The 24,100-nt window shown below is 46.2% G+C and carries 19 protein-coding genes; 9 read left to right on the plus strand and 10 right to left on the minus strand.

Annotated elements, in window-relative coordinates; translation table 11 throughout:
* The first annotated feature begins 1 nt into the window (after position 1).
* The 3 genes from MHI51_RS09605 (at position 2) to MHI51_RS09615 (ending at position 3,106) form a co-directional block, all read left to right on the plus strand.
* A complete protein-coding gene (locus tag MHI51_RS09605) occupies positions 2 to 637 on the plus strand; it encodes a DUF6033 family protein (RefSeq protein ID WP_076219791.1) in 636 nt (211 codons plus the stop codon).
* A gap of 96 nt (positions 638 to 733) precedes the next feature.
* Positions 734 to 2,251 carry a S8 family serine peptidase gene (locus MHI51_RS09610; protein WP_076219792.1) on the plus strand — a complete coding sequence of 506 codons (1,518 nt, stop codon included), beginning with the start codon at positions 734 to 736 and terminating at the stop codon, positions 2,249 to 2,251.
* 597 nt (positions 2,252 to 2,848) lie between these two features.
* Positions 2,849 to 3,106 carry an AbrB/MazE/SpoVT family DNA-binding domain-containing protein gene (locus tag MHI51_RS09615; RefSeq protein WP_036684015.1) on the plus strand — a complete coding sequence of 86 codons (258 nt, stop codon included), beginning with the start codon at positions 2,849 to 2,851 and terminating at the stop codon, positions 3,104 to 3,106.
* A 105-nt stretch (positions 3,107 to 3,211) separates the two neighbouring features.
* Here MHI51_RS09615 and MHI51_RS09620 read toward each other — a convergent pair whose 3' ends face one another.
* Together MHI51_RS09620 and MHI51_RS09625 are read right to left on the minus strand one after the other, a co-directional pair.
* Positions 3,212 to 3,721 (minus strand): PadR family transcriptional regulator, encoded by a 510-nt coding sequence (locus MHI51_RS09620; protein ID WP_036684013.1) that lies wholly within the window; start codon positions 3,719 to 3,721, stop codon positions 3,212 to 3,214.
* A gap of 96 nt (positions 3,722 to 3,817) precedes the next feature.
* The gene (locus tag MHI51_RS09625; RefSeq protein WP_341001897.1) at positions 3,818 to 4,981 is read right to left on the minus strand and encodes an ABC transporter permease; all 1,164 of its coding nucleotides are present in this window, start codon (positions 4,979 to 4,981) and stop codon (positions 3,818 to 3,820) included.
* A 193-nt stretch (positions 4,982 to 5,174) separates the two neighbouring features.
* On the opposite strand from MHI51_RS09625, the gene MHI51_RS09630 reads away from it, so the two are divergent.
* Positions 5,175 to 5,900: an HAD family hydrolase gene (locus tag MHI51_RS09630; RefSeq protein WP_405173816.1), complete on the plus strand. Its 726-nt coding sequence runs from the start codon at positions 5,175 to 5,177 to the stop codon at positions 5,898 to 5,900.
* A gap of 697 nt (positions 5,901 to 6,597) precedes the next feature.
* Here MHI51_RS09630 and MHI51_RS09635 read toward each other — a convergent pair.
* The 5 genes from MHI51_RS09635 to MHI51_RS09655 form a co-directional block, all read right to left on the minus strand.
* Positions 6,598 to 7,149, minus strand: a complete 552-nt coding sequence (locus MHI51_RS09635) for a glutathione peroxidase (RefSeq protein WP_405173817.1) — start codon at positions 7,147 to 7,149, stop codon at positions 6,598 to 6,600.
* A gap of 391 nt (positions 7,150 to 7,540) precedes the next feature.
* On the minus strand, positions 7,541 to 9,073 hold the full coding sequence (locus tag MHI51_RS09640) for a DUF3502 domain-containing protein (RefSeq protein WP_076276431.1): 1,533 nt from the start codon (positions 9,071 to 9,073) through the stop codon (positions 7,541 to 7,543).
* Between the two features lie 141 nt (positions 9,074 to 9,214).
* Entirely contained in the window at positions 9,215 to 10,099 is an 885-nt protein-coding gene (locus tag MHI51_RS09645) for a carbohydrate ABC transporter permease (RefSeq protein ID WP_038569639.1), read from the minus strand.
* Positions 10,100 to 10,111: 12 nt separating this feature from the next.
* Positions 10,112 to 11,092 carry a sugar ABC transporter permease gene (locus MHI51_RS09650; RefSeq protein WP_081383729.1) on the minus strand — a complete coding sequence of 327 codons (981 nt, stop codon included), beginning with the start codon at positions 11,090 to 11,092 and terminating at the stop codon, positions 10,112 to 10,114.
* 321 nt (positions 11,093 to 11,413) lie between these two features.
* A complete protein-coding gene (locus MHI51_RS09655) occupies positions 11,414 to 13,657 on the minus strand; it encodes a helix-turn-helix domain-containing protein (RefSeq protein ID WP_341001898.1) in 2,244 nt (747 codons plus the stop codon).
* Between the two features lie 202 nt (positions 13,658 to 13,859).
* Between MHI51_RS09655 and MHI51_RS09660 the strand changes: the two genes are divergently transcribed.
* Positions 13,860 to 15,425, plus strand: coding sequence for a glycoside hydrolase family 43 protein (locus tag MHI51_RS09660; protein WP_076220562.1), 1,566 nt, complete (start codon positions 13,860 to 13,862; stop codon positions 15,423 to 15,425).
* Between the two features lie 19 nt (positions 15,426 to 15,444).
* Complete coding sequence (locus tag MHI51_RS09665; protein WP_405173818.1) at positions 15,445 to 16,899, plus strand: glycoside hydrolase family 28 protein; 1,455 nt, start codon at positions 15,445 to 15,447, stop codon at positions 16,897 to 16,899.
* A 7-nt stretch (positions 16,900 to 16,906) separates the two neighbouring features.
* Here MHI51_RS09665 and MHI51_RS09670 read toward each other — a convergent pair whose 3' ends face one another.
* Positions 16,907 to 17,788, minus strand: a complete 882-nt coding sequence (locus MHI51_RS09670) for an AraC family transcriptional regulator (protein WP_076179655.1) — start codon at positions 17,786 to 17,788, stop codon at positions 16,907 to 16,909.
* A gap of 73 nt (positions 17,789 to 17,861) precedes the next feature.
* Between MHI51_RS09670 and MHI51_RS09675 the strand changes: the two genes are divergently transcribed.
* From MHI51_RS09675 to MHI51_RS09685, 3 genes are read left to right on the plus strand one after another with little or no spacing between them, the layout of a single operon-like run.
* Positions 17,862 to 18,752, plus strand: a complete 891-nt coding sequence (locus MHI51_RS09675; RefSeq protein WP_405173819.1) for a pectinesterase family protein — start codon at positions 17,862 to 17,864, stop codon at positions 18,750 to 18,752.
* Positions 18,727 to 19,788, plus strand: a complete 1,062-nt coding sequence (locus MHI51_RS09680; RefSeq protein ID WP_256718967.1) for an alpha/beta hydrolase family protein — start codon at positions 18,727 to 18,729, stop codon at positions 19,786 to 19,788. Before MHI51_RS09675 ends, MHI51_RS09680 begins: the two co-directional genes overlap by 26 nt.
* 47 nt (positions 19,789 to 19,835) lie before the next feature.
* On the plus strand, positions 19,836 to 20,963 hold the full coding sequence (locus tag MHI51_RS09685) for a glycoside hydrolase family 105 protein (RefSeq protein ID WP_076219910.1): 1,128 nt from the start codon (positions 19,836 to 19,838) through the stop codon (positions 20,961 to 20,963).
* Positions 20,964 to 21,030: 67 nt separating this feature from the next.
* Here the strand turns inward: MHI51_RS09685 and MHI51_RS09690 are convergent, their stop codons facing one another.
* Entirely contained in the window at positions 21,031 to 21,351 is a 321-nt protein-coding gene (locus tag MHI51_RS09690) for a cupin domain-containing protein (RefSeq protein ID WP_076219911.1), read from the minus strand.
* Positions 21,352 to 21,377: 26 nt separating this feature from the next.
* Complete coding sequence (locus MHI51_RS09695) at positions 21,378 to 23,918, minus strand: heparinase II/III family protein (RefSeq protein ID WP_076219912.1); 2,541 nt, start codon at positions 23,916 to 23,918, stop codon at positions 21,378 to 21,380.
* Between the last annotated feature and the right edge of the window lie 182 nt (positions 23,919 to 24,100).

Below are 24,100 nucleotides of genomic sequence, written 5' to 3' on the forward strand. Positions count from 1 at the left end.
GTTGTTGAATGTAGCTTCACTCAGTAGCCTGAATCGTGCGGGGGCAACAATGGTAATCCAGAAAAATAAGAGCTCAGAGATTTCATTTCAAGACGCGCTATCGACATCGAGTTCGGAAGCGGTTTTGACGGAATTGGAAAAAAAATTCGACATTAAAATCAATGTGCAAGCCATACCAAAGAGCAATGAAGCAGTGAAAAGGGTATACTCTGGTAGTGTTGGCAAAGGAAATGTAACCATTGCTCCAAATATACTGAATCAGTCGGCAACAGATCCACAAATGCATAAAAGGGTAGAAGCAATTATTCAGGATCATTTTGCTTCCAGCGCTAATGATAAACCCGGTGATGCCAGTGGCGTCATTATACATCCGGATGGAACAGCTACTTTTTGGGTGATTGGTGATTATTTAACACCTGCCGAGCGGGAGAAGATTAATAAAGAAGCAGAGGCAGATAAAAAGAAAATGGCGGAGCAGTTGGATTCGTTGAGTAAATTAAGTAGTAGCACTAGCCTATCACAATCCGGGTTATTTATTGAGAACTCCAATAATGACGAAGCAGATAGCAAGTATTTAAATAGTGTGCTACAAGCTAGTCTGGATTCGATGCTGCGGAAAAAGAATCTGTTTAATTAAATGATTAATAACTTCTTTAATCATGACTACCGCCTGGGTCAATGGATTTGTGACCAATGAGGCGGTTTTATTTTTATCGCTTTGTAAAAGGAGATGATGAACATCAAAGCTAAAGTGAAAATTGCCGTGATAGATGATGGTATCAACGAATATTTGCTTGGAGAACCTGTTGTTCAACAATTGATCTTCAATGATGATTTCACAATAAACAATTATACAATAGACAGACCCGAAAGAATAACTCACGGCACCATCTGTGCAGGCATAATTAAGCACTATTATCCGGAAATCCATATGTATAGCTTGAAGATATTGTCAGAGACCTTAAATGGAAACATTCAGAAGCTGTATAGTGCGCTGGAATGGTGCGTTCAAAATGATATTCAAGTTGTAAATGTCAGCTTGGGAAGCCATTGCTCAGCGGATTTATTAGAAACGCAGAAAGTCATAAACAAGGTTGCAGGTCAAGGCCTAATTATTGTATGTGCCGCAAGTAATCATGATTATATTACATATCCAGCTTCTTTCTCAAACGTTATTGGCGTCAAGAGAGAGGTAAGCGACACGCTACTCGAAGGTGAGTTTTATCTCAATGGTAATATCATCGACGGTATAGAATTTACGGCTTTTGCTAGACACAAATTGAATGGTAAAGAGTGCAGCAACTCGAACAGCTTTGCCGCGCCCATGATTACAGCCAAAGTATGTGAACTCATTGGTAAATCTCACCTAACTAACCTGCAGCAAATAAAACTCATGTTGTCGAAAATGGCAAATAACTATAGGGACGATAAACACTTGTTTATTTGCTATGCTGACCCTGATTGGATGAGTGATATATTAGTATGCTATGTGAATGGAAAATGCAAAATGGACTATCGGAATCTTTGCGTTAACATACACGGTGAAATTGTCGTTCCCTCTGATTTGTCTTATGATGCTGTTGATGTAGCCCTATTGGCTTACAATGAAAATATTGAGACTCTCGTTGTGATCAGCAGAGATCTTTGTCCTGATGATTATGTTGAATTACAGCGGATTGCATCGAGATACAATAAAAATGTAGTGTTTATTGACAATTACCAAGGAAAAGATATGAATAAGATAGTATACAATCAGTGTAATAATATTAAGTTATGGCATAGCGTATTCAAATTACATAACATACACACACTTAACAGCAACCCATTGCTGATCGAAGAACCAATGGTTTCTATTTACATCCCTGCTGACACTGACTTTGAAGTTATTATCTGGTTAAAAGGGCAATTCAAAAATAATAACTATAACAGTTATTTTGCATCGAATCACCCTATCGGAGTTTTATACGGAATAGACTATGTTCCCGAGATAAACTCAGCGCAAACATCTTCCTACTTCTCCTTAATTCTGAACAAGAAAACTTACGATATCGCGATATATGTCTTATTTGGCTATGATATTTTAGATAAAATGGAAACAGATATTGAAATAGATATTCAACCCTTAAATGCTTGCTTTCAAGTAACTTTTGCAGTAGATGGCTTATGTAAGGAACGTATTATCAGTACTAAACAGATTGATGAAACCTTTATAGGAGAACTATATAATTCTATAGTTAATTTACTCTCTTAATGGGGTACAAAAATCATCAAACACTTTGAATACTCTCCATCAATAACATCTTTGCTAGTCCCTCGTTAGTCGACTTCCGGATTCATCGTATTTACACTACAGCGATATCATCAGCCTTGTAATACATGACGACTCGATACACACTTCTCATAGCAAAAAAATCTACTGATATACCCTATTTAAGTTTGACTTACTAAACATCTGGGTAAATGACGGAGTAGCGTTCTTGCTAGTTTTCGACAATTTCCTACTTACTGTGATTGCGGATAAGCGGAGTGACAAGATTTACAAATAGATTAATGAAGGTATTTTAGGGTAGAATTGTCATCAAGTAGGGTTACATTCTGGGCGGATTTTAACATTCCCGAGAATCCCCTATTTTTTTGTGTTCTGACACGGCTTCAAATCTTGGGGCTCAACAGATATCATACATTGTCGAAATTTTGTCGAATAATATCATATAATGTAGAAAAATAATTGACAGGAAATGAATAGAACTTTAGAATTAGGTAGTAGCGTAATCATTACTATCATATAGAAGCGTACATAGCTTTTAGCAAGAATGATTATAAATGTGACTTCAAGGGAGGATGTACGATGATGAAAGCAACAGGCATAGTAAGAAAAGTGGATGAATTGGGACGTATCGTAATTCCTATTGAACTGCGTAGAACAATGGGAATCGACATAAAAGACCCGCTCGAGATTTTTGTAGACGCTGAAAAGATTATCCTTAGAAAATATGAGCCAACTTGTATCTTCTCCGGAAGCTCAGAAAACCTGATCAATTTCAAAGGTAAAATGGTAAGCAAAGATGTTCTTGATGAACTTATTGCAAGCTTTGATAGAGCATAATCCATATACCACATATGATTTCAAAAAAAAGAACCGGTATTACAAGCACAAGATGTGCATGTAATACCGGTTCTTTTTTTTATGGTGTACTTTCGAAAGCAGGTTTTATTTAGACTCTAGCACACTTTGGATTTTTTTGATAAAAGCATCATATTGTACGAGGCCTAGCTCCATGCACAACTTCTGGTAGGAAGATAACTTGTAATCTAGCTGGTTCAACTTCTGTTCCAGATCGTCGTACATTGCCTGCTTTTCTATCAATGCTTGCCGAAGCAGATTATCTATGTTCTCTTTGTCCGTCTTTTCTCCAAAATACAGGTGCATAAAAAAGTCAGAACGCAGAACATCTTTTTCGGCTGGTGATTGTAGATAAGCGTGGAACTGATCCAAGCCGGCAGAGGTAATGGTGAATACATTTTTGTCAGGTTTGCCTTCCTGTCGCACAGATTCTTTAGTGATCAGATTCAGCTTTTCCATTTTGCTTAGGGTAGGATAGATCGTGCCATAGCTGGCATCGAAGAAAAATGAGAAGTATTCCTCGAAATGTCGTTTTATCTCGTAACCAGAATGAGGTTTTTCGCTTAAAATCCCCAGAATAACATCTTGTATGTTCATAAATCATTGCCGCTCCTTTCTTTCACTTCCTACCATATCACAACTGCATATCGCTCTCAATTTGAAATGGCATAGCCGGAGTGGCAAACTGTATAATTACGCGTTTACTGGCACGGGCTCTTGTTCTCGTGAGATCCGAGTTTCTTTACGGAGGAAAGTGACAAGTACGCTTAATACAGCAATTGTTGCCCCAATACAGAGTAAATAGAACATATCCTTCCATACCCCGTTACCCCCGATAACCAGGTCGAGCATACCATTAACTGCATAGTAAGCGGGCGAAAAGGGACCGATCCAGTTATAAAAAGGTGAAAGCACATCGCGTGGAATAGTTGCTCCGGACGCTAACATTTGCATGGAGAGAAGGGCAATATTTAGCCAGCCGCCAGCATCCCCGAGGAGCAGCAGACTAAACTGAGCAAGGATCATACAGGAGAGAATTACCGTGAACTCGAACAGCCACATAAGCAGAAAGCCACGATTAGAGTGGATACCGAGTGAGTTAACCATGATAGTTCCCACTAGTGAGATAAGCACGGCCGTTCCACCCATAATGACAAATCGGGCTGCAAAGCGATTCCATTTACTAAATTGTCCAGACAAGTTGGAGGAAGCTTTATGGAGATTCATCGCGAGTAACATAGCACCGGTAAATGAGGCGGTAACGATCATTAAGGGAACCATAGTTTGTGCAAAATTAGTTGTAGGGTTAATGATTTCGACGTTGGCGGAAATGCGGCTGCTTGCAGCACTTTTGATGATCTCCGCTTGTGCTTGCGGCAGATTCATAGCTTCCAAGGTGTGGCTTAGTGCTGAATTACTGCTTTGAGTGTTCATTGCTGCCGTGACTTTAAGTGCTACCGACTGCATCACATTGCTGACCATCTGCGGATTAGATTCATTTAAGAAGTAGTGGAGTTCAGTCTTTGCAGATGGATTACTGATCTGTCCAGTGAACCCTTGGGGAATATTGATAATCATGCGGATTTCTCTATGCTCAAGTGCTTCTTTTGCATTTTCTAGTTGGAGATCCTGTATGGTTACGAACTGAAGTGATCCTGCAATCCCATCGACTATAGGCTGGCCATTTGTACCATCCTCATTAACAATAGCAATGGGCAACTGATCTACCCGATCCGTTACATGATCGTACCCTGTAATCCAAATTAAGCTGAAAAAAACTTGGAACAACAGTGCAGTTATAATTCCAATGATGGTAGCAGGCTGCTTGAGGAAGCGCATGATTAATGGATTTGACATGGTTATTTCTCCTTTATATTTCAAGTTGTAATATTACAGATTGAAATATAGCATAACGAAATATAAACTGCAACAGAAAAAGTTAAGAGCATGGACATTACAAAGCGATTTCATATATCATAGGGCTTGTACTGGAAATATCGCACAGATGAATGTCTTACCTGAAGCTGAACAGAATGGGGAGGAACAACAGATGAGTAACGAAGTACAAGGAACGGAACAAAACGCGGTTCATGCGAAACTGAACAAGCCAGAAGCGATTGTATTTGATATGGATGGAACATTGTTCCAGACTGAAAGTCTTTTATTGCCTGCATATCATAAAATGTTCGATATTTTGCGGGAAGAGGGACTATACGTAGGACCTACACCACCAGAAGAACGTATTCTAGGCTGCTTAGGGATGTTGCTGGCAGACATTTGGAAGAATGTTATGCCTGAAGCAGATGAAGCCGTGCACCGCCGGGCGGATGAATTGCTCCTGCAGCTGGAGATTGAAGGGCTTGAAGCCGGAGGCACGCTACTGTATCCACAGGTGGTTGAGACACTGACAGCGCTTAAAGAGCGTGGAGTGAAGCTGTTTGTGGCTAGCAACGGGCTGGAGGATTACATTCACAGCATCGTTGTGGTGCATGAGCTTAAGGCGTTGTTCGAAGGATTGTATAGTGCGGGAGGTCAAGGCACTGCGACTAAGACCGAGCTGCTACGCATTCTTTTGGATAATCATGGTATCAGCAGTGCCTGGATGGTTGGGGATCGTTCTTCAGATGTTCAGGCAGGTAAAGGAAATGGCCAGACCGTAATCGGCTGCGCCTATGCAGGCTTCGGCCGTCAGGATGAGCTGAAGGGCTCTGATGTCATTATTACCTCCTTCGACGAATTGGTTGACTTATACGACAACGCAACGATTAGTGAATAAGAACTTACGATGGGGAGTTTGCTTAGCTTACAAGCAAGCACTTGATCACATAAAAGACAACCTTCTTGAAGAAGGTTGTCTTTTTATTGAAGTCAAAAAGATGGTGCTTCAGTTGAAAGAAATCGGTATCGTCGTCAGGCAGCAAAGATATATACATAAATAAAGGGAGTAATCCGATAAAAAATGGAGAAGGAAAATCTGGAAGCCGAGAAGCGAGCCAAGGGAGCATAAATATGGTAATGAGTTTCTTTTTTATTGCTTTAAGTGCTGCGATTGGAGTGGGGATGTGGTTTTTATTTATAGGTATAGTCTTTTCTATTGGTGGAGGGAGCCTATTTGTAACTCATTATGATTCCTTGTTTTTTTATAGTGCTGTTCTTTTGTTGTGCATTGTAAGTTATCTATGGTTTATAAAACATCTATTTGAAAAAAAATTGGAGCTATTGCTCCTTATCTGTGTGGGTACCACAATGCTCTTTTTTTTCCTTACAGGTTGGCTTAACTAATCATATGGGGGGAGGACAGGCAATTTATCTTATCTTATTAATACAATTTATTCTGACTTAATATTAATTAATCAAAGTAAGAAATGAAATTTAAATAACATAAAGGGTTCTAAATGTTTTGCATGCCTAATATGTAAACCCTTCATGTTAAACTATCGTTCTCTGTTGGTTAAATTACCAATCGGATTCATTTAATTTAAAAGAAGTGATTCAATAAATGGCTCTATGTCAAAGGGTTCAGTCGTTGTTTCGTATCTACCGTATACATGACCGTTTCTATCGATTAAAAACTTCGAGAAATTCCACTTCATCCCATCGCCGGCATATATGTCCGGATACTTTTCCTGCAGAAAATCCTGCATCCACTTACCGCCTGATGTCTCAGTATCGAATCCTTGAAATGGTGCTTGCTGTGTTAGATATTGAAATAAAGGATGGGCAGAGGGACCCCTAACCTCAACTTTCTCAAATAACGGAAACTTAACTCCAAAGTTGCTCTCACAATATTCATGTACTTCCGAGTTGCTTTCTGGCTCCTTCTCGTTGAATTGGTTACAAGGAAAACCAAGTATTTCAAACCCTTGCTCATGGTGAATTTCGTAAAGTTTTTGAAGATCAGGTAATTGGCGAGAATAGCTGCACCTACTGGCAGTGTTCAAAATAAGCAGAACTTTTCCATGATAAATGGACAATTCAACAGGCTCACCATGAATTGACTTTGCTTGAAAATCATAAATAGACATCAGATCATCCCTCCACGTTATTATTATAAATAACATAATAGCGCTATAGGCGTTTATTGGTCTAATATATAATAGGAATAATATTTATAGCATTAACCTATAACGAGTATATCTCCAGTATAAAATGCCGCTTGAATTTTTATTTTTGCGCTTTTTAACCAATGAGCAGTTTCCCTCTTATCCTTCAGGTTACTTTGAAAATAATTCTAAGTGTATCAGCAACGAAAATTCCCCAAACGTAATCATTTTGATTGAATTATCCTGCTCGCCGTCGTATTGATTCAAGGTTGGCCATTATACCGCTTTCACCACGGCGTTCGAAGACCAAAAGAAGCGTGCTCCTTAATGGAGACACGCTTCTTGACCTGTATGATAATTGCCGCGGCGGTACTTACTGCTGCTTGGCGTACCATTCGGAAAATTGTTTTTGGTATTCAGCGATATATTTGTCTATTCCCGCTGCTTTTAGTCTGTCTAGCGCTTTGGGGAAGGCGGTGTCATAATCACTGAAGCCGCTTCCGATCGGAGCGAGGTATTCAGTGAATACGCCGTTCAGCTTCGTTTCTTCATTCTTGACGGGTGTATTGTCAAAGTTGAAGCCGGCACCTTTGGAAATGATGGCTCCATCGTCCCAAGCTTTATATTCTGCAATAAACTCATCCGGTACCGTGTTGTCGAAACGCATGAAGTTTTTGTTCATCAGCAGCCAGTCGGGGATCAGCGAATCAGTAGTTATTTTGGTCAAACGCCCGTTTTCATCCAGCGTATAGTCTGTTCCTTCTATCCCGTAGGCGAACAAGTCGTACAGCTCCTGGTTTTTTTGCAGCAGATTGAAGAACATAATATAACGTTCAGGGTCTTTAGCAGCGGTGGAGACAAAAAAGGCGGTGCTGTAAGTGCCGCGGCTGATTTTTGGACGGCCGCTGCCGAGGAAATAGTTGACCAGTTTGGCATCAGGCACTGCTTGTGAGATGGTTGCCGCACCTTCGAATGGGCGTGCTGCTGTGCCGGCCCAGAACATCGCTTTTCCGGAGTTCCAGTCAGACTGCAGCTGTGGGACATTGGTGGCGGCATATTTTGGAATGATTCCTTTTTCATACCAGCCGTGCATAAGGTTCGCATAACTCTTGAACTCTTCGGTTTCAAACCAGCTAATAATTTGATCATCCTTCACAGACTCATCCAGGGCAATAAAATCATTTTGCCAATAGAGGTTTTTGTCCGTGTAATCATATTGTAGGAGTCTGCGTGCATCGGTGTTAGCGTACCCGATCAGTTCGGGATGAATGGCATGGACCTTATCATAGAACTGCTCTAGTTCTCCCAGTGAAGTGACCTGTGTCATGCCGGCTTCTTCAAGCAAATCCTGTCTAACTAGCGCACTGTAGAATTCCGCAGAATTCGGTTTGTTGCCGACGGGGATCGCATACTGCTTGCCTTCCAGCTGAAAGGCTTTGAAGGAGGCCTCGTCCACATTTTTACTCAACTCAGCGGCTGCATCGGCATACGGAGTGAGGTCGGCATAAAGCCCCTTTGCCACAGATTTTACCATGTAATTGGCATCTGTATAAGTTGCGAAGTCTTCTCCCGTAGACAGCATTAAATCAGTTTTACCGCCGCCATATTCGGTCCAAGGAAGAAACTGAAATTCAACCTCAGCATTGATTTCTTTCTTAATAGTGTCGTAGAACGATGTCTTCGCTAGTTCCTTCATCCGGTTGGACTCATCCCCGTACAGCACAATTTTCAATTTGGCAGGAGCCAAGGCGCTGCCGTCTTTACTACCGCTATCCGTAGAGGAAGAGGTACCTTCATTTCCAGTTCCAGAACTATGGGGAGCGCTTTCATTGTTGCCCTGAGCACAGCCGCTTACCAAGAACACCGCAGCGAGGAGCAAACTTAACCAACCTTTTTTCTTTTTCATGATGAACCCTCCTGAAATAGAATCATAATGTTTGAGGCATCTATTGCAAAGGCCGTGCTCCCTTAAGTCCCATTGTACATCAAGAAGTAGGGGAGCATAAACCCGGTGCAACCGAACATAATATGGCATCTTTGCTGGAAATTAGCCTTTTACTGAACCTACGATAATGCCTTTGACAAAAAAGCGCTGGAGAAAAGGATATAATATGGCGATTGGCAAAACGGTCAGACAGGTCATTGCCATTTTGGCTGTCTCCAGTGGCGGTGCGATGATAGCTCCACCAACTTGAGCAGCATTGCCGGAAGCCAGGAACTGAATGTTCGCCATCATGTTGTACATCAAATATTGGATCGTATAGAGATCCTGATCGGATACCAGCATTAGTGGCAAATAGAAGTCGTTCCAGAATTGCAGTGCGTAAAAGAGCGAAATGGTTACCAGTCCGACGCGGCCCAGCGGAATCATAATGCTGAAGAAGATCCGCAGATGTCCGGCACCATCGATTTGCGCAGATTCCACGATTTCATGCGGGATGCTGCGGAAATAGTTAGCCATGAGAAACATCAGAAAGACGCTTAGCACATAAGGGATGAACAGGCCGATGAGCGTATCGCCCAAATGATAATATTTGGTGCTAAGCAGATACCATGGCAGCGTTCCTCCGCTGAACAGCATTGTAAAATAGGCGAAGAAGGCGAAGAAATTTTTGAGCCGGAAGCTTTTAACGGAAATGACATAAGCGTAAGCGGTGGTCACCAATACGGCCGATACGGTACCCAGCACCGTAACGATCACCGACATGGAATACGCCCGCAGAATCTGCTGTGCCTTCGAGCCAAACAGGAATTCATAGGTTTCAAAGGTAAAGCCTCTGGGCCAGAACGAATAGCCTTCCGCGGCGATTCTGGATTCGGTAGATAAGGAGCCGGATACTGCCAGAATAAACGGCGCTAGACAGATTACGGAAAATACGGCAATACAGATGTAAAAGAAAATGAGCAGACCTTTGTTTTCGGTAGTTTGCATCTTATCAGTCTCCTAAAATAGTTTGCTGTCTTTGTCATACCAGCCGGCTAATTTGTTGGCCACCAGCACCAGAATGAAACCAAAGACGGATTGATAGAGCGTGATGGCAGAAGCAAAGCCGAATTCTCCGGAACGGATGGCTGTGCGGTATACATACACATCGATAATGTCGGTAGTCGGCAGAAGCAACGGATTCAGGAACGTTACCCCCATAATCATACTGAGGTCGCCTTTCAGCATGCCCCCGATGCCCAGCAGCGTCATCAGAATGATCGACGGAATCAGCATTGGCACCGTAATTTTGGTGATAATCTGCCATCTGGAGGCACCATCGATTCTTGCAGCTTCATAATAGGAAGTGTCGATGCCTTGCAGCACCGCATAATAGATGATGGCGCCGTAACCAGCGCTTTTCCAGATATTCGCTAGCACGAGAATGATTACGAACAGCCAAGGGCTGGAATACCAGTCAACCTGGGAGAAGCCGAATGTCTGGAGCAACTGGTTCATAATGCCTTTGTCGTAATCCAGCAGGGAGAACAGAATGGCTCCGATAATAATCCAGGAAATAAAATACGGGAAAAACATGACGCTCTGCGTGATTTTGATAAACCATTTGCTGCGCAGCTCATTTAGAATAATGGCGATGGCCACTGAAAAAAACGTGCCGGTTAGCATATACAGCGCATTTAACATCACCGTGTTGCGTGTAGCCCTAAGAGAATCTTCCATACTAGAGAAGAAAAACTCGAAATTAGAGAAGCCGGCCCACGGGCTGCCGAAGATTCCGTCGTTGAAGTTGTAATTTTTAAAGACGAGAATCAGACCACTCATCGGCAGATAAGCAAAAAGAATTAGAATGATGATTCCCGGAAGAGCGAGCAAATAAAGCGAGCTGTCCTTCCTTAGGGATTTACGGAAGCTCTTGGCTTTGGCCGTCCTGATTCCCGGACTTGGCATTCCTTGTGTCTCCGATGTAGCCTCTTGCATCATTAACAGTCCACTCCTTTATACTAGCGTTGTCATTTCCGTCCCTTGTTTTAGGAGAACGCTTTACATGAAAATCATAAATCCACCCGGAATGTAAACGCTATCATAATAAACGGAAAAAAGTTAAAAAAAGCGGAAAAGGGCAGCTTAAAAAAACGAAAAAGACAGAACTTTTTTGTTTTTAGGGTGCTCAAAAGCCTGATTTAAAGAGGGATTTCATAGTATAGGCCGGCGCGAGGGCTATTCATTGAAAGTCAAAAAGGGGATGTCTCCGGCTATGAAAATGCTGCCGGGACATCCCCTTTGTTCCTTACTTTTAGCGGGTCAATCAGGAAGATTCTGTTTCTGCAAAATATGATTCATTCTCCATTTAGAAGGTGTAACCCCATAACGCTTTTTGAACTGGGTTGTAAAATAGGTGCTGCTGTTGTAGCCCACTTTCTCGGCAATTTCCCGGATATCCAAGCCAAGCTCAGTGACTAATAACATCTGCGCCTGCTCCAGACGCAGCAGGTTAACGAAATCGGGAAAGCTGCAGTTTACTTCGTCGGCAATAAGTCTACTGAGATAAGCGGGACTTAGCGATAGCTTGTCAGCAAGGGCATTAAGGGAGAGCCTGGAGTCATCATAATGATCTCTGATATAACAAATGGCTTCACCAGCAAAGCTCTTGGTCTGTACAGCGCTCATGCTGGCAATGCGCTCGTGGGCGGTATAACAGCTGTCTACAATCCAATTCCATAGCTTGTCATAGCTTTGGATCTGCCAGATATGCTGGTAATTATCTAGAAAGCCGGAATGCTGGACGTCTGCATTAAGCTCAGCCGTGCGGCTGAGCTCAAAGACCAGTCTCGATAAAGCGATGGTGGCAGGCTCGACGCGGTAACTGCAGGCTACTGCCAGCAATCTCTCCACTGCCTGCGGAATATGGTTCGAGAGTTCCGTCTGCTTAACGGCTTGCAGTACCGGTTCAAGGGCACTGTCGGGCATTGGGCTGCTGTTCAGGTGGATCGTATCATCGGCAAAGATGATGTTCTGCTGCACATGAAATTTAATATATTGCAGACAGTCCGCAGCCTCATTGTATTTAGCCCTCAGTAGGTTTAAATCATCCGTCAGCCCGCTGATTCCGAAGGCGCAGCAGGCTCCGGAAAGCTGTAGCTGAGCGGCGGTTTCTTCCCATTTGCCGCGGTACAAAGCGTAATCGCCGAAGCTGCCGCTGTGAAGCTCGCTCAGAATAAGTACAGCAGTGCCCTGATGCGGGCGGAAGGATTGAATGGCTGCAAGTTCACAGAAGGCATGTTCAATCTGTTGTATGTTTTCCTCAAAAGTATGCTGGAAGTCGGAGTCTTCAGGTTGTTCGGGCTCCAGAGCGGTCAGCACGCATACACAATATGCTCCCCCAGCAGCGGCTATGCTCATCAGGGGTGTCCCGCTGTTCTCCGGTGTTCTCTGCGGGGAAAGCAGCCACCGCATCAAGGCGCTATCATCGCTTTCTTTTTTTAGCTGCTCCAGCTTAACGCCAATCTGTTCGAGCTCCTGGCTTACGGTATCGAAATCGCCACCGGTTTTCAGCGCTTCTTCATTGCCAGATAGATGAGCGATATTGCCGAACAACCGGCCGATTGGCTTATACATCCGCCGCGAGATCAGGTTGGCGGTTATAGATGCGGCGGCAATCAAGGCCAAGCAAAGGCCAGTCATCAGATTACGGGCATTGGAGATATCACGGATGCTATCCTTGTAGGAAGTTTCCGACACAAACCACAGCTTGTCCGCTGCAGAATATACATAGGTAATCAGCTGTGGCTCTTCACCTCCCTTATAGACAAAAGAGCCTCTTTCTGAGGTGGAGGACACCACCTGCTTTAACATGCCCTCTTCCAGAGGGATGTCAGATAATGCACTGTGCATGAGTACAGATGCTTTTCCGTCAAGCACAGCGTAACGGGTGGCTTCGCCTTCTTTTTGCGTAAACAGATTATTCTGCAGCTTTCCCAAATTGACGGTCAGTGCTACCGCACCATTATATTCGCTATTCACAAACGCCCGGTCATTATAAAACACGGTGAGCAGGGTAATGGGGGTACCGTTATTCAAGGTTGCCTCCCACAGAAACGGTGATTCAACAATGATGTTATCCCGCATTCTCGAGAATAGCTCCAGCTTGGATTCAGGGCTTAGCGGAAGGTTTTCGAACATGGCAACAGGCTCATCCACTCCCATGATGTAGGCGTTCTCCATATATTGGTTCACAACCAATGCTCCGCGGATTTGGCTTAAGGCACTGTACAACTGGTCGCTCCAGCTGGTATCGCCATTCATCATGAGCGCGTTGATGTTTGGATTCCTATAGAAGTCCATAGCGTAGTTCTGGACGATCTCTTCATAGTTTGTAAAAACGGTTTCAGTATTCACCAGTACATTTTGGTTCGCCTTGTTGACATTATCTATCGTAATATTCCGGTACCAATAAAAGATCACTACAGCCAGTACTAGAATACAGCAAACTGAAATCGCGGTTAGGCTCATAAAAAAGCGGGAGTACAATTTCTTTCTTTTTCCCAAGCTGCTCACCCCTTCAGGTAAATCCTATTACACCCATTCTAGAGGGAAAGGCTATTAGCTGACAAGGAGTGAAATATGGGCAATATAGCATGAAAGTATAAAAATGAAGAAATAGAACATAGAAAATACAAGAAAGTTAAACTTATACGAACTATAATTGGTGGTGCTTACATTTGAATTGTTTTGAGGAGGATTACTTTTAATGAGAACATTCCGCAATCCAGTGCTGCCGGGATTTTATCCTGACCCTTCCGCTATCCGTGTTGGTGAAGATTATTATCTTGTGACTTCAAGCTTTGAATTTTTCCCAGGCGTTCCTATCTTCCACAGCAAGGATCTGGTCAATTGGCGCCAGCTTGGCCATGTACTGGACCGCCCGTCCCAGCTCAATCTGGATCACTCGATTCCCTCCATGGGCATTTGGGCACCGACGCTCCGCTATCATGAGGGAGTTTTCTATATGATTACCACTTTTATTGACAATGACAAGAACCAGCATAATTTCTATGTAACAACAACCGATCCGGCCGGAGACTGGTCTGATCCTGTATGGCTGGAGGATGCACCCGGCATTGATTCCTCTTTGTTCTTCGATGAAGACGGCAAGGTGTATTATACCGGCAACCGTGTTCCGCCGGAAGGGCAGGATTATCCGAAGCATATGGATATCTGGCTGCAGGAGATTGATCTCAGCCAAGGGAAGCTAATCGGTCCGAAGCATAGTATTTGGCAAGGCGCACTCAAGGTAGCTCATGCGCAAGAGGGACCGCATATTTATAAGATCGGCGCTTGGTATTACGTGCTGATTGCCGAAGGTGGAACCGGGCATACTCATGCGATTACGATTGCCAGAAGCAAGAGTGTGACAGGTCCTTATGAAGGCCATAAAGCCAATCCGATTCTAACGCATCGCCATCTTGGCAGAGCGTATCCTATTGTTAATGTGGGTCATGGAGAGCTGGTAGAGACTCAGCATGGTGACTGGTGGATGTTCTGCTTGGCTTCACGAACCAGCGGTGGTTATTACCGCAATCTGGGACGTGAAACCTTCCTGACACCGGTAATCTGGGAGAATGAATGGCCTGTGGTCAATCCCGGTAAAGGGGTGCTGGAATTTGAGACGGAGGCTCCGGATTTGCCAGAGACAAAATGGCCGGAATTGCCTGCGCGCGATGAGTTTATATGTAATGAGCTGGAACCGATCTGGAATTTCCTGCGGACACCGCGGGGTGAATTCTGGAGTCTTACCGACAAGCCTGGAGTTCTGCGGCTTCGCCTGAAGCCAGAACGGCTCTCGGAGATTGCCAATCCATCTTATATCGGTAGACGCCAGCAGCATTTGAACTTCAGAGCGGCGACGGACATGACGTTTAGTCCCGCTGCAGAAGGGGAAGTAGCTGGTCTTGTTCTCCTCCAAAATGCGGATCACCACTTCCGTTATGAACTGGGGCTAGAGGCAGGCGAACGTGTATTACAGCTGATTCATCGGATGGGTGGCAGCGAGCAGCTGCTGGCGTCAGTGCCATATCCACAGGATCAGGTACAGCTTAAGGTGGAAGCCAGGGGACAAGAGTATAGCTTCTATTACAGAGCTTCTGAAGCCGCCAAGTGGACAGCCTTCTGCGAACGGACGGATGGCAGAGTGCTCAGCACCGATCTGGCCGGAGGATTCACAGGAGCATACCTCGGGATGTACGCAAGCTCTCAAGGTGCAAAGAGCGAAAGCTATGCCGATTTCGACTGGTTTAGCTATGAAGGACTTGAGTAATAGGAGGAGGTGAAATTCAATGAGCAGCAATCTTGTAACTAACACGTATCCGATTCCCGAGCTTCCCCAGATTCCCGAACGGACTTTTGCAATCACGGATTATGGGGCAGAAGAGGGGGGATTAATGCTATGTACCTCTGCTATTCAGGCTGCACTGGATGCCTGCGCTGCGGCGGGCGGCGGAAAGGTTGTTATTCCAGCTGGCATCTGGCGCACAGGACCCCTTACTTTGCATAGTCGAATTAATCTGTATGTAGACAAGGGAGCGTTGGTGCAGTTTGACCCTGATCATACCTTGTATCCGTTACTTTCTTCCCATTATGAGGGGAATGCCGGCTGGCGCTGTCAGGCTCCGCTCGATGGAGAAGGTTTAAGCGATGTGGCAATAACCGGTGAGGGGATATTCGACGGCAGTGGCGAAGGCTGGCGCCCAGTGAAGCGGTTTAAGATGACCGAGAAGCAATGGGAGCGTTTGATCGAATCTGGAGGAGTGCTTGATCCGCAGGGCGAAGTATGGTGGCCTTCCCGGGAAGCCATGGAAGGAGAGGACTTCTGCCGGAAGCTGTGGGATAAGGGAGAAACTAGTATGGAGGCTTATCTGCCTGCTCGTACGTATCTTCGTCCGACGTTGCTTAGCCTGCGCAATTGCCGGCGGGTGCTGCTGGAAGGGCCGACCTTCCAGAATTCACCTGCTTGGTGTCTTCATCCCATTGGCTGCGAGCAGATTACCGTACGAAATGTTCAGGTACGTAATCCTTGGTATTCGCAGAACGGGGATGGCCTTGATTTGGAATCCTGCACGCATGCTCTAGTTGAGCACAGCAGCTTTGATGTGGGTGATGACGCCATCTGTCTCAAGTCAGGTAAGGATGAGGAAGGACGTAAGTGGGGAATGCCCTGCCAGTATATTACCATCAGGAATTGCACGGTATATCACGGACATGGAGGCGTTGTGATCGGCAGCGAGATGTCCGGAGGTGTCCATGCAGTTCGAGTTAGCGACTGCCTGTTCATCGGCACGGACATTGGCTTGCGGTTCAAAAGCACCCGGGGAAGAGGTGGTGTGGTGGAGGATATTGTAATGGAGAATATCAACATGACTGGCATCATCCATGAGGCTGTATCCTTTCATATGTTCTATGCAGGGGTTGAAGGATCGGAAGGGTATGACGAGCAGTTATTTTCGGTTACAGAGGAAACTCCGCAATTTCGGAAGATTACCCTGAAGAACATTGTGTGCCATGGTGCGGCAACCGCTCTACTGGTTAACGGGCTGCCGGAGATGCCGCTTGCTGATCTAACCATCGAAAAATTCCACGCAGTGAGTGATCGGGGAATTGTGCTGCGGCATGCCACGGGGCTCACGCTGGATCGTATCCGGTTGCAGACTTCGGAGATGCCGAAGATAACTGCGCATAGATGCAGCCACGTCACGCTCACTCATTCCGAAGATTTGACGATTACAGAGAGATAAAAAAATTCTATGGATGATGGAAATCCGTCTTGAACTTCCGTGGGTGTGACCTTGCTTCTTTTCGGTATTGGAGCGGGGTCAGACCGGTTGATTTTTTGAATGTTTTATTGAAATGGGAAAGATGTTCAAATCCGACAGCGGAGGCGATCTCCTGGATTTTGCCTGTAGATCCGACAAGCAGCCGTTCGGCTTCCCTTACGCGGACATGAACGATGTATTCCCGAAAGTGAAAACCCGTCAATCGGTGAAATACCCGGCTCAAGTATGAAGGACTAATGTAAAAATTACTCGCAGTCTCTTCCAGAGTAAGGGCCTCACGGTAGTGATCACGGATATAGGTGGCTACATCCGTTACTAGATGATGGAGCGGATGTTTCGTCCCTCCAGCTTGTGAGATACTCTCTGAACGCTGGAGGAGAATCATCAGCTCGGAGAATAAAGCGATTACGCTGGTTTCGTAATACGGGCGCTGCAACCGGCATTCTTCCAGCATCCGGTTCATTAGAATTTCCGCTTCGTCCTGCTCGCGCAGGGTCAGCTTGAACAAGCGGTACCCGCGGTCATGAAACCAGATGGCTTCATTCTGCAGGGATGGCGGTAGAAGAGCAGGATCATAGTTGATCAGAATCCGCTCGAATTCGGCTACTTCCGAGCTTGCTGTGGAATGAAGCTCCCGGCCGGAGATAAGAATAAGCTCACCCTTATGAACCGTAATGACTCGGTCGTCCACAAAGTATACCCGCTCCCCTTGTATCAGATAGTACAGCTCGGCTAAGTCATGGCTGTGGGGACGTGGCATAGCAGTGATGCCTTTACGTTTCATATGCTGGATGCTGTAGCGGTCTTCTTCAATATGATATTTGTGATTGGGGCTAGTCAGGCTAGTCATAATTCTCCTCTTCTCTTACGAAGCGTTACGGTTATTATAGAATAAACTCAGGTTGATAGGAAAGGAGCCGCAGATGTTAATTACAGTCTCTAAGAGTATCGACGAAGGATTCAGTAGTCTACAGGCAGCGTTGGATTCAATTCCACAGGAACACAAGGAAGAAGTGACGATTCGGATCAAACCCGGCATTTACGAGGAAAAAATTACAGTGAAACAGGGAACGCCTCCGGTTCTGCTACTGGGGGAAGACACGAATTCCACCATCATTACGTGGTCAGACAACGCGCACACTTTAGGTCCGGACGGAGAGCCGATTGGCACGTTCAAATCCGGTACCCTGAATGTATTCGCTGAGCATTTCACCGCTGAAAATCTGACCATTCGAAATGCATCAGGTCCCGGCACTGGCCAGGCGGTGGCTGCTTTTGTTGATGCTGGTCATGCTGTATTCCGGCGTGTACGCCTGCTGGGTGATCAGGATACTTTGTATACAGGGCAAGGAAAGCAATATTATAACGAATGTTACATTGAAGGCGATGTGGATTATATTTTTGGCGCGGCTACGGCTTTGTTTGAACGTTGCCGGCTGCATAACAAACGTTCCAGAGGATATATAACAGCCGCATCAACGCCTGAAGGCGCACCGTTTGGTTATGTATTCCTCGATTGTGAAATTACTGGCGGTCAAGGTGTAAGTGAAGTGTATCTTGGCCGACCTTGGCGCCCTTATGCACATGTGGCTTTTATCCGCACGGTCATAGACAGTTCGATTATCGGCGAAGGCTGGCATAATTGGGGGCAGCCGGACAGGGAGGAAACTAGCCGCTATGAAGAATATGGCAGCAGTGGACCGGGAGCCAATCCCGAAGCCAGAGCTGCATGGTCGCGGCAGCTGATTCCACAGGAAGCTGCGGAGTATAGGGTGCTGTCCGTGCTTGATGGCTGGCATCCTGAAGGATATTAAGGAAGGAGCACTTCGGATGGAGCCTCTGGAACAATACATGAAAAAACTAGCTGGTTCAGCTCAGTGCAAATCGGCTTTCAGCAAAGATCCCTTTCAGCAATGGCGTGAGGAGCTTACCACAGCATTTACAGAGCGATTAGGTGGCTTTCCAGAAATAGCTGAGGAGCTGCAACCGGTTCTGCTGGAACGTACAGTCTGCACCGGGTATACCCGTGAACGTATAGAGATAACTACCTATGAAGGGTTGCGCATGCCGCTGTATCTTTTGATCCCGGATCAGCCGTTCTCTACCCCTGCCTCTGCCGTTCTTGCCATTCATGGACATGGCTATGGAAGCCGGGAGATCGTAGGCTTGAACCCGGACGGATCGGATCGGCAGGGAGATCCCGGGCTGCACAAAGACTTCGCTGTTTCACTGGTAAAACAGGGCTTTGTAGTGGCAGCCCCGGAGCTGCTCGGCTTTGGCGACAGGCGACTGGAAGAAGACCTAACAAGCGGGGAGCCTGGACGTAATTCCTGCTTCCGCCTGTCATCCGCATTGTTGATGGTTGGGAAGACGATGGCCGGCTACCGTATCTACGAAACCATGCGGGCACTGGATTATTTGCAGACAAGAAAAGAGGTTGAGAGCGAACGAATTGGAATTATGGGTATTTCCGGCGGGGGACTGGTGGCTGGCTTCACAGCTGCACTTGACGAACGAATCGCTTGTGCGGTCGTAAGCGGGTATGCCAATACTTTCGCAGACAGTATTCTGACACGCAATCATTGCCTTGATAATTATATTCCAGGGATTTTGCTGGAAGCGGAGATGCCTGACCTACTGGGCCTCATTGCCCCTCGTGGTCTGTTCCTCGAATCGGGAGATGCCGATCATCTGTTTGGCCCGCGCGGAACAAAATTAGCTTTAACCCAGTTGCAGACGATTTACAGGTCGGCGAATCATATCGGACAGGTAGAAGCGGACTTCTTCACCGGAGGTCATGAGATTCATGGTGAACCAGCCTTTGCCTGGCTGCGCAAGCAGCTCAACTGAGCATAAGATTAGACTTCATATGGATGACAAACGAAGGAGGAATAAGGATGTCTATAACTGAAGCAACAACCGTTCGCTTGTCCAGTAAAATTGCGAATACGATTCTTGGAGGGTGCAACAAGCAGGGAGAGCATGAATATGTGCTGGAAAGATGGGCTTATGTTCCGGGCATGCTGCTGATGGCAATGGCCCGGGCGGGTGTTCAGCTCGACCAGCCTGAGTATGTCTCCTTTATGGAGCGGCATATGGACACATTTATTGGAGCGGATGGTTCCATCCGTACCTACAGGCTGGAAGAATACAATCTGGACCAGATTAACGAGGGGAAAAACCTGTTCTTGCTATACCAGAAAACCGGAGAAGAACGGTATGCTGAAGCAGCCCATTTGCTGGCCGCACAGCTTATTGGACATCCCCGCACCTCCGAAGGGGGATTCTGGCATAAGAAGGTATACCCTTTCCAGATGTGGCTGGACGGGCTGTACATGGCATCGCCATTCCTAGCGGAATACGGCAAGGTTTTTCAACGACCTGAACTGATTGACGAAGCGGCGCATCAGCTGCTGCTGGTTGAGCGGCGGACCCGCGATCCACGGACCGGCCTGCTCTATCATGGCTGGGATGAATCCAAAGAGCAGGAATGGGCTGACTCGTCTACCGGATTGTCCTCTCATTTTTGGAGCCGGGCGATGGGCTGGTATGCGATGGCTGTGGTTGATTGCCTGGAGCATTTTCCGCTCACTCATCCGCAGCGGGGGACGATCATTGGCATTTTCCAGCGGATGTGCGGCGCGCTTCTGGAGGTTCAAGACAAGGAGACTGGCCTCTGGTACCAGGTGTTAGATCAAGCGGGGAGAAAAGGCAATTATCTTGAAGCTTCCGGCTCGTGCATGTTTGTTTATGCGATGGCTAAGGGACTAAGATTAGGTTATCTGGAATCCTCTTTTATAGAGGCGATGTTGCAAGGGTATGAAGGCATTTTGACGCATTTGACTGAAGAGGATGAACAAGGTGTGCACTTGCACCAGATCTGTCATGGAGCGGGTCTGAGCAAAGACCGTAATGGCTCATACGATTACTATATCTCTGAGGACGTATTGTCGGATGTGCCTATGGGCGTCGCTCCATTGTTATTAGCATCACTTGAGGTGGAACGGTACCAAGCTGAAAAATAACAGAAGCCCAATCATTCCCTCTGAAATGGAATGATTGGGCCTTTTTTTGCTGCCAGATATATATTTATTAGCGTTTCAGCAGATCCTCGCGGATAGGTGTGAAGACATCGAGCAGCGCAGAGTCTGCTTCCAATGCGGTTACACCGTGCTTTGCATCTGGCGGTATGGCAATACTTTGCCCCGTGGTTACCTTATGCTTCTCGCCGTCAATACGAAATTCAAAGCTTCCACGCAGACAGTAGCTCATCTGCTCGTGAGGATGGCTATGCTCATAGCCCTCGGCTCCCTTTTCGAAATGAACCTCCATCATCATCAGACTGGCTGCAGCGTTCAAGATACAGCGTTTAACTCCCGGTTCTGCTGGTTCCCATACTCCAAGATTGCTCATGTTCTAATCTTCCTCCTTTTATATAGTTATCGGGGCATGGCGATGTGAATTCTGCCTGCCTCAATTCTTAATTGGGTTGCTTCAGGTTGCCCGGATGTTGACTCAGATTCTCCGAGCAGCCTAAGCGGTCCGGGACCCGGAACAGTAACAAGGTGTTCCTCCTTGGTGCCGTTGATGGCGGCGATAAACCATTTTCCATCCGTACGGGATATCCTGTACAAGCGTACTCCTTCGACAGCCTCTTCATAATCAAGCTGTTCAAGCTGTAGTGAAGAAGCATCTTCTGTCCGGGGATGAAGCAGAATGACGTAATCGCTTGTACCACCATAAACACGAAAATGTTGCTGCTCTGCCAGCGGATAATTCCCGGCTACAGCGCCTTCTCCCATTGTAATCACTGGAAGTTCTGGTTCGGCGATATAAGCGCTTAGGTGCTTGCCGTTCAGGCAAGCTGCATCAATGGATTGCTCCATTATACTTGCATCAGTACTGAGTGTATGCAGATTCCAGACGCTGTTCGATGCTCCCTCAATTCGATCCCATATCAAGTAGACGTTAAAGCCTGCTTTAATGAACAAGAAATTCCGCTCATATTCTCTGGCGTTAGCCTCTGGAATAAGACTGCTGGCATGATCTAACTCTTCTGAAAAGCGTACTTCCTTGCATGTGCTTTGCAGTGGGCCATTGGCAAAATTTCCGAATGAATCGGTAAATTGAACAACATTATGAGCTGCGCTGGACACATACCAATGCCGATCTCCGTTATAGTAACCTCCCGTTCCAGAATCAAGGGTTACTGGAACACCATCTGCCCAGATGGAGAAGTGCCCTTCATCATGATGAGCGTGATAAGTCAGCGGAGACGCCTCGTAGATTGCATAATGCTGAAGGTTCTGTTCTCCGTTGCGGAAGATGACATAACCGATATCGGGATAATGTACGGAGTCGAGTGCAGGCCTTTGTTCTGCTAAGTCGGGCTGTGGATATAACAGCGCGACCAGAGGCAGAGGAAATGCGCCACTATCCTCAATCGGTTCTCCGCCGTGCTTCCACGTCCAGAGCATTTCCCCGGCAAGCTGGGGGTCTTCGTCCATATAGAATGGGGCCGCATATCCGAGCAGGCGAAACCATTTTTCCTGCACATTGGCATCGCCGACCGCTGGTGTAAGCAGGATGGGGGAGCGAGAAGAGCCGCCTTGAATAATATCTGGTGCAGTCACTGTGCCGATTAGGAAACGGTACATGCCCTTTACCTTTTCATGCTTGAAATAATCAATGCCCTTCAAACGCTTTAATAGGACGAAGAAGAGAAAATAGCGATGCAATACTGCGCCATGGTAGCGAATATTTTCTGGCCACGCACCGTCTGAATCCACAACTTCTGCCAGCTGCCAGTTGATGACTGAGAGGGCATGATCAAGATATGCCTCACTTTGTTTTTCATTGGGAAAGAGGAGGGCATATACACCCAGTCCGGTTGCCCGGTCGGCATTCCAATTACTGCGTTTTCCTCCCTTTTCATCTGGGAAGGTCTCCAGATCAAACCGGTAGTAGTGGGTATCCATCATCATGTCTGCGATATAGCGGAAATGAGCGAGAAGTTCGGTTTCTTCTCCAGTGAGGAATACACTGCTGCCAGCAATCTGATCGTAGATTACCGAAGCAGCAGCGAGCCCCCTCCCGATATGCACCGCGCCGTAAGTATCATCGTCATGCCAGCCGTCTCTACGGAAAATATCCATGCCTACCCGCATATCGGCAAGCATGTACTGGAGCTTTTGCTTGGCTCGAACCGCAAATTTACTTTCACCCGTGGTCATATACATATTGGCGTCCGCTCCCGTAGCCTCCAGCAGGAAGGCCCAATTGGTAAGTGTCGGCCGATTAAAAAGCGGGGAGAGCAGCTCAGTTCCCAATGGCTGCCCCGCAGCATTTAGAAAATGGACCCCGATGCAGATTCCTTCGCCTAGAGGAGCTTCCAGACTGAGCACCGTCTGCACGCTGTAATGATCACCTTCGTATACAGGTATGGTCTCTCCATAATGAAGGATTGTCAATCCTATCACTTCCTCATTACTGATGCAGATACATTGCAAATCGTCTGCCAGACTAGCGCCAGATGGGGTTACACCAGATGGCTGGAGACCCTGCTGCCAGCTGGCCAATTTCTCTAGATATACTGTGCTTCCGTTTTCTCGGTCTTGACTCCACCCCAGCATCCCAGATTCTAGACCGCCATTCGCTAGTTCAACCGGCAAGCCAAGCTGCGAATGAGTCAGACGCAAGCCCCCGATGCGCGCCGTGCCCTTTCCCCGAATCTGTACAGAAAGCTTGAGGAAGGCCGTTCTGGGAGGGGTTTTAAAAACAAAGGGTTCTACCCGGAACACCCCGAGTTTATGGAGGGGCGCAGCAGCTTCTCGGCTGGCAAATTGTTCAGACAGCTGTTGTTGTCTTTCGTACTCTTGCCGGACCTTGGGAAGCTGTTCGATTCTAAGGCGTATGCCCTCCAGCTCTCCTTCGGTATAACATCCGAAGGGGCGTGTACCGCCACCATATGCTGAAATCATCGGTAGTTCTAACCTCCTTGTAAAGTAGTCATGGTTCGTGGGTGAGCTTTCTCTTAATTAGTATAAACGTGGCTTTACGAAGGACGGGATAGATAAACAAATGAAGGAAAGGGGACAAAGCAACTGAAAAAGTGAAATTCTCCCCCAAGCGCAGTCGCTTTCTCCCTAACCGTTACGAACGG

Source organism: Paenibacillus sp. FSL H8-0260 (assembly GCF_045040625.1).
In the GTDB taxonomy this organism is placed as follows: Bacteria; Bacillota; Bacilli; order Paenibacillales; family Paenibacillaceae; genus Paenibacillus_AQ; species Paenibacillus_AQ odorifer.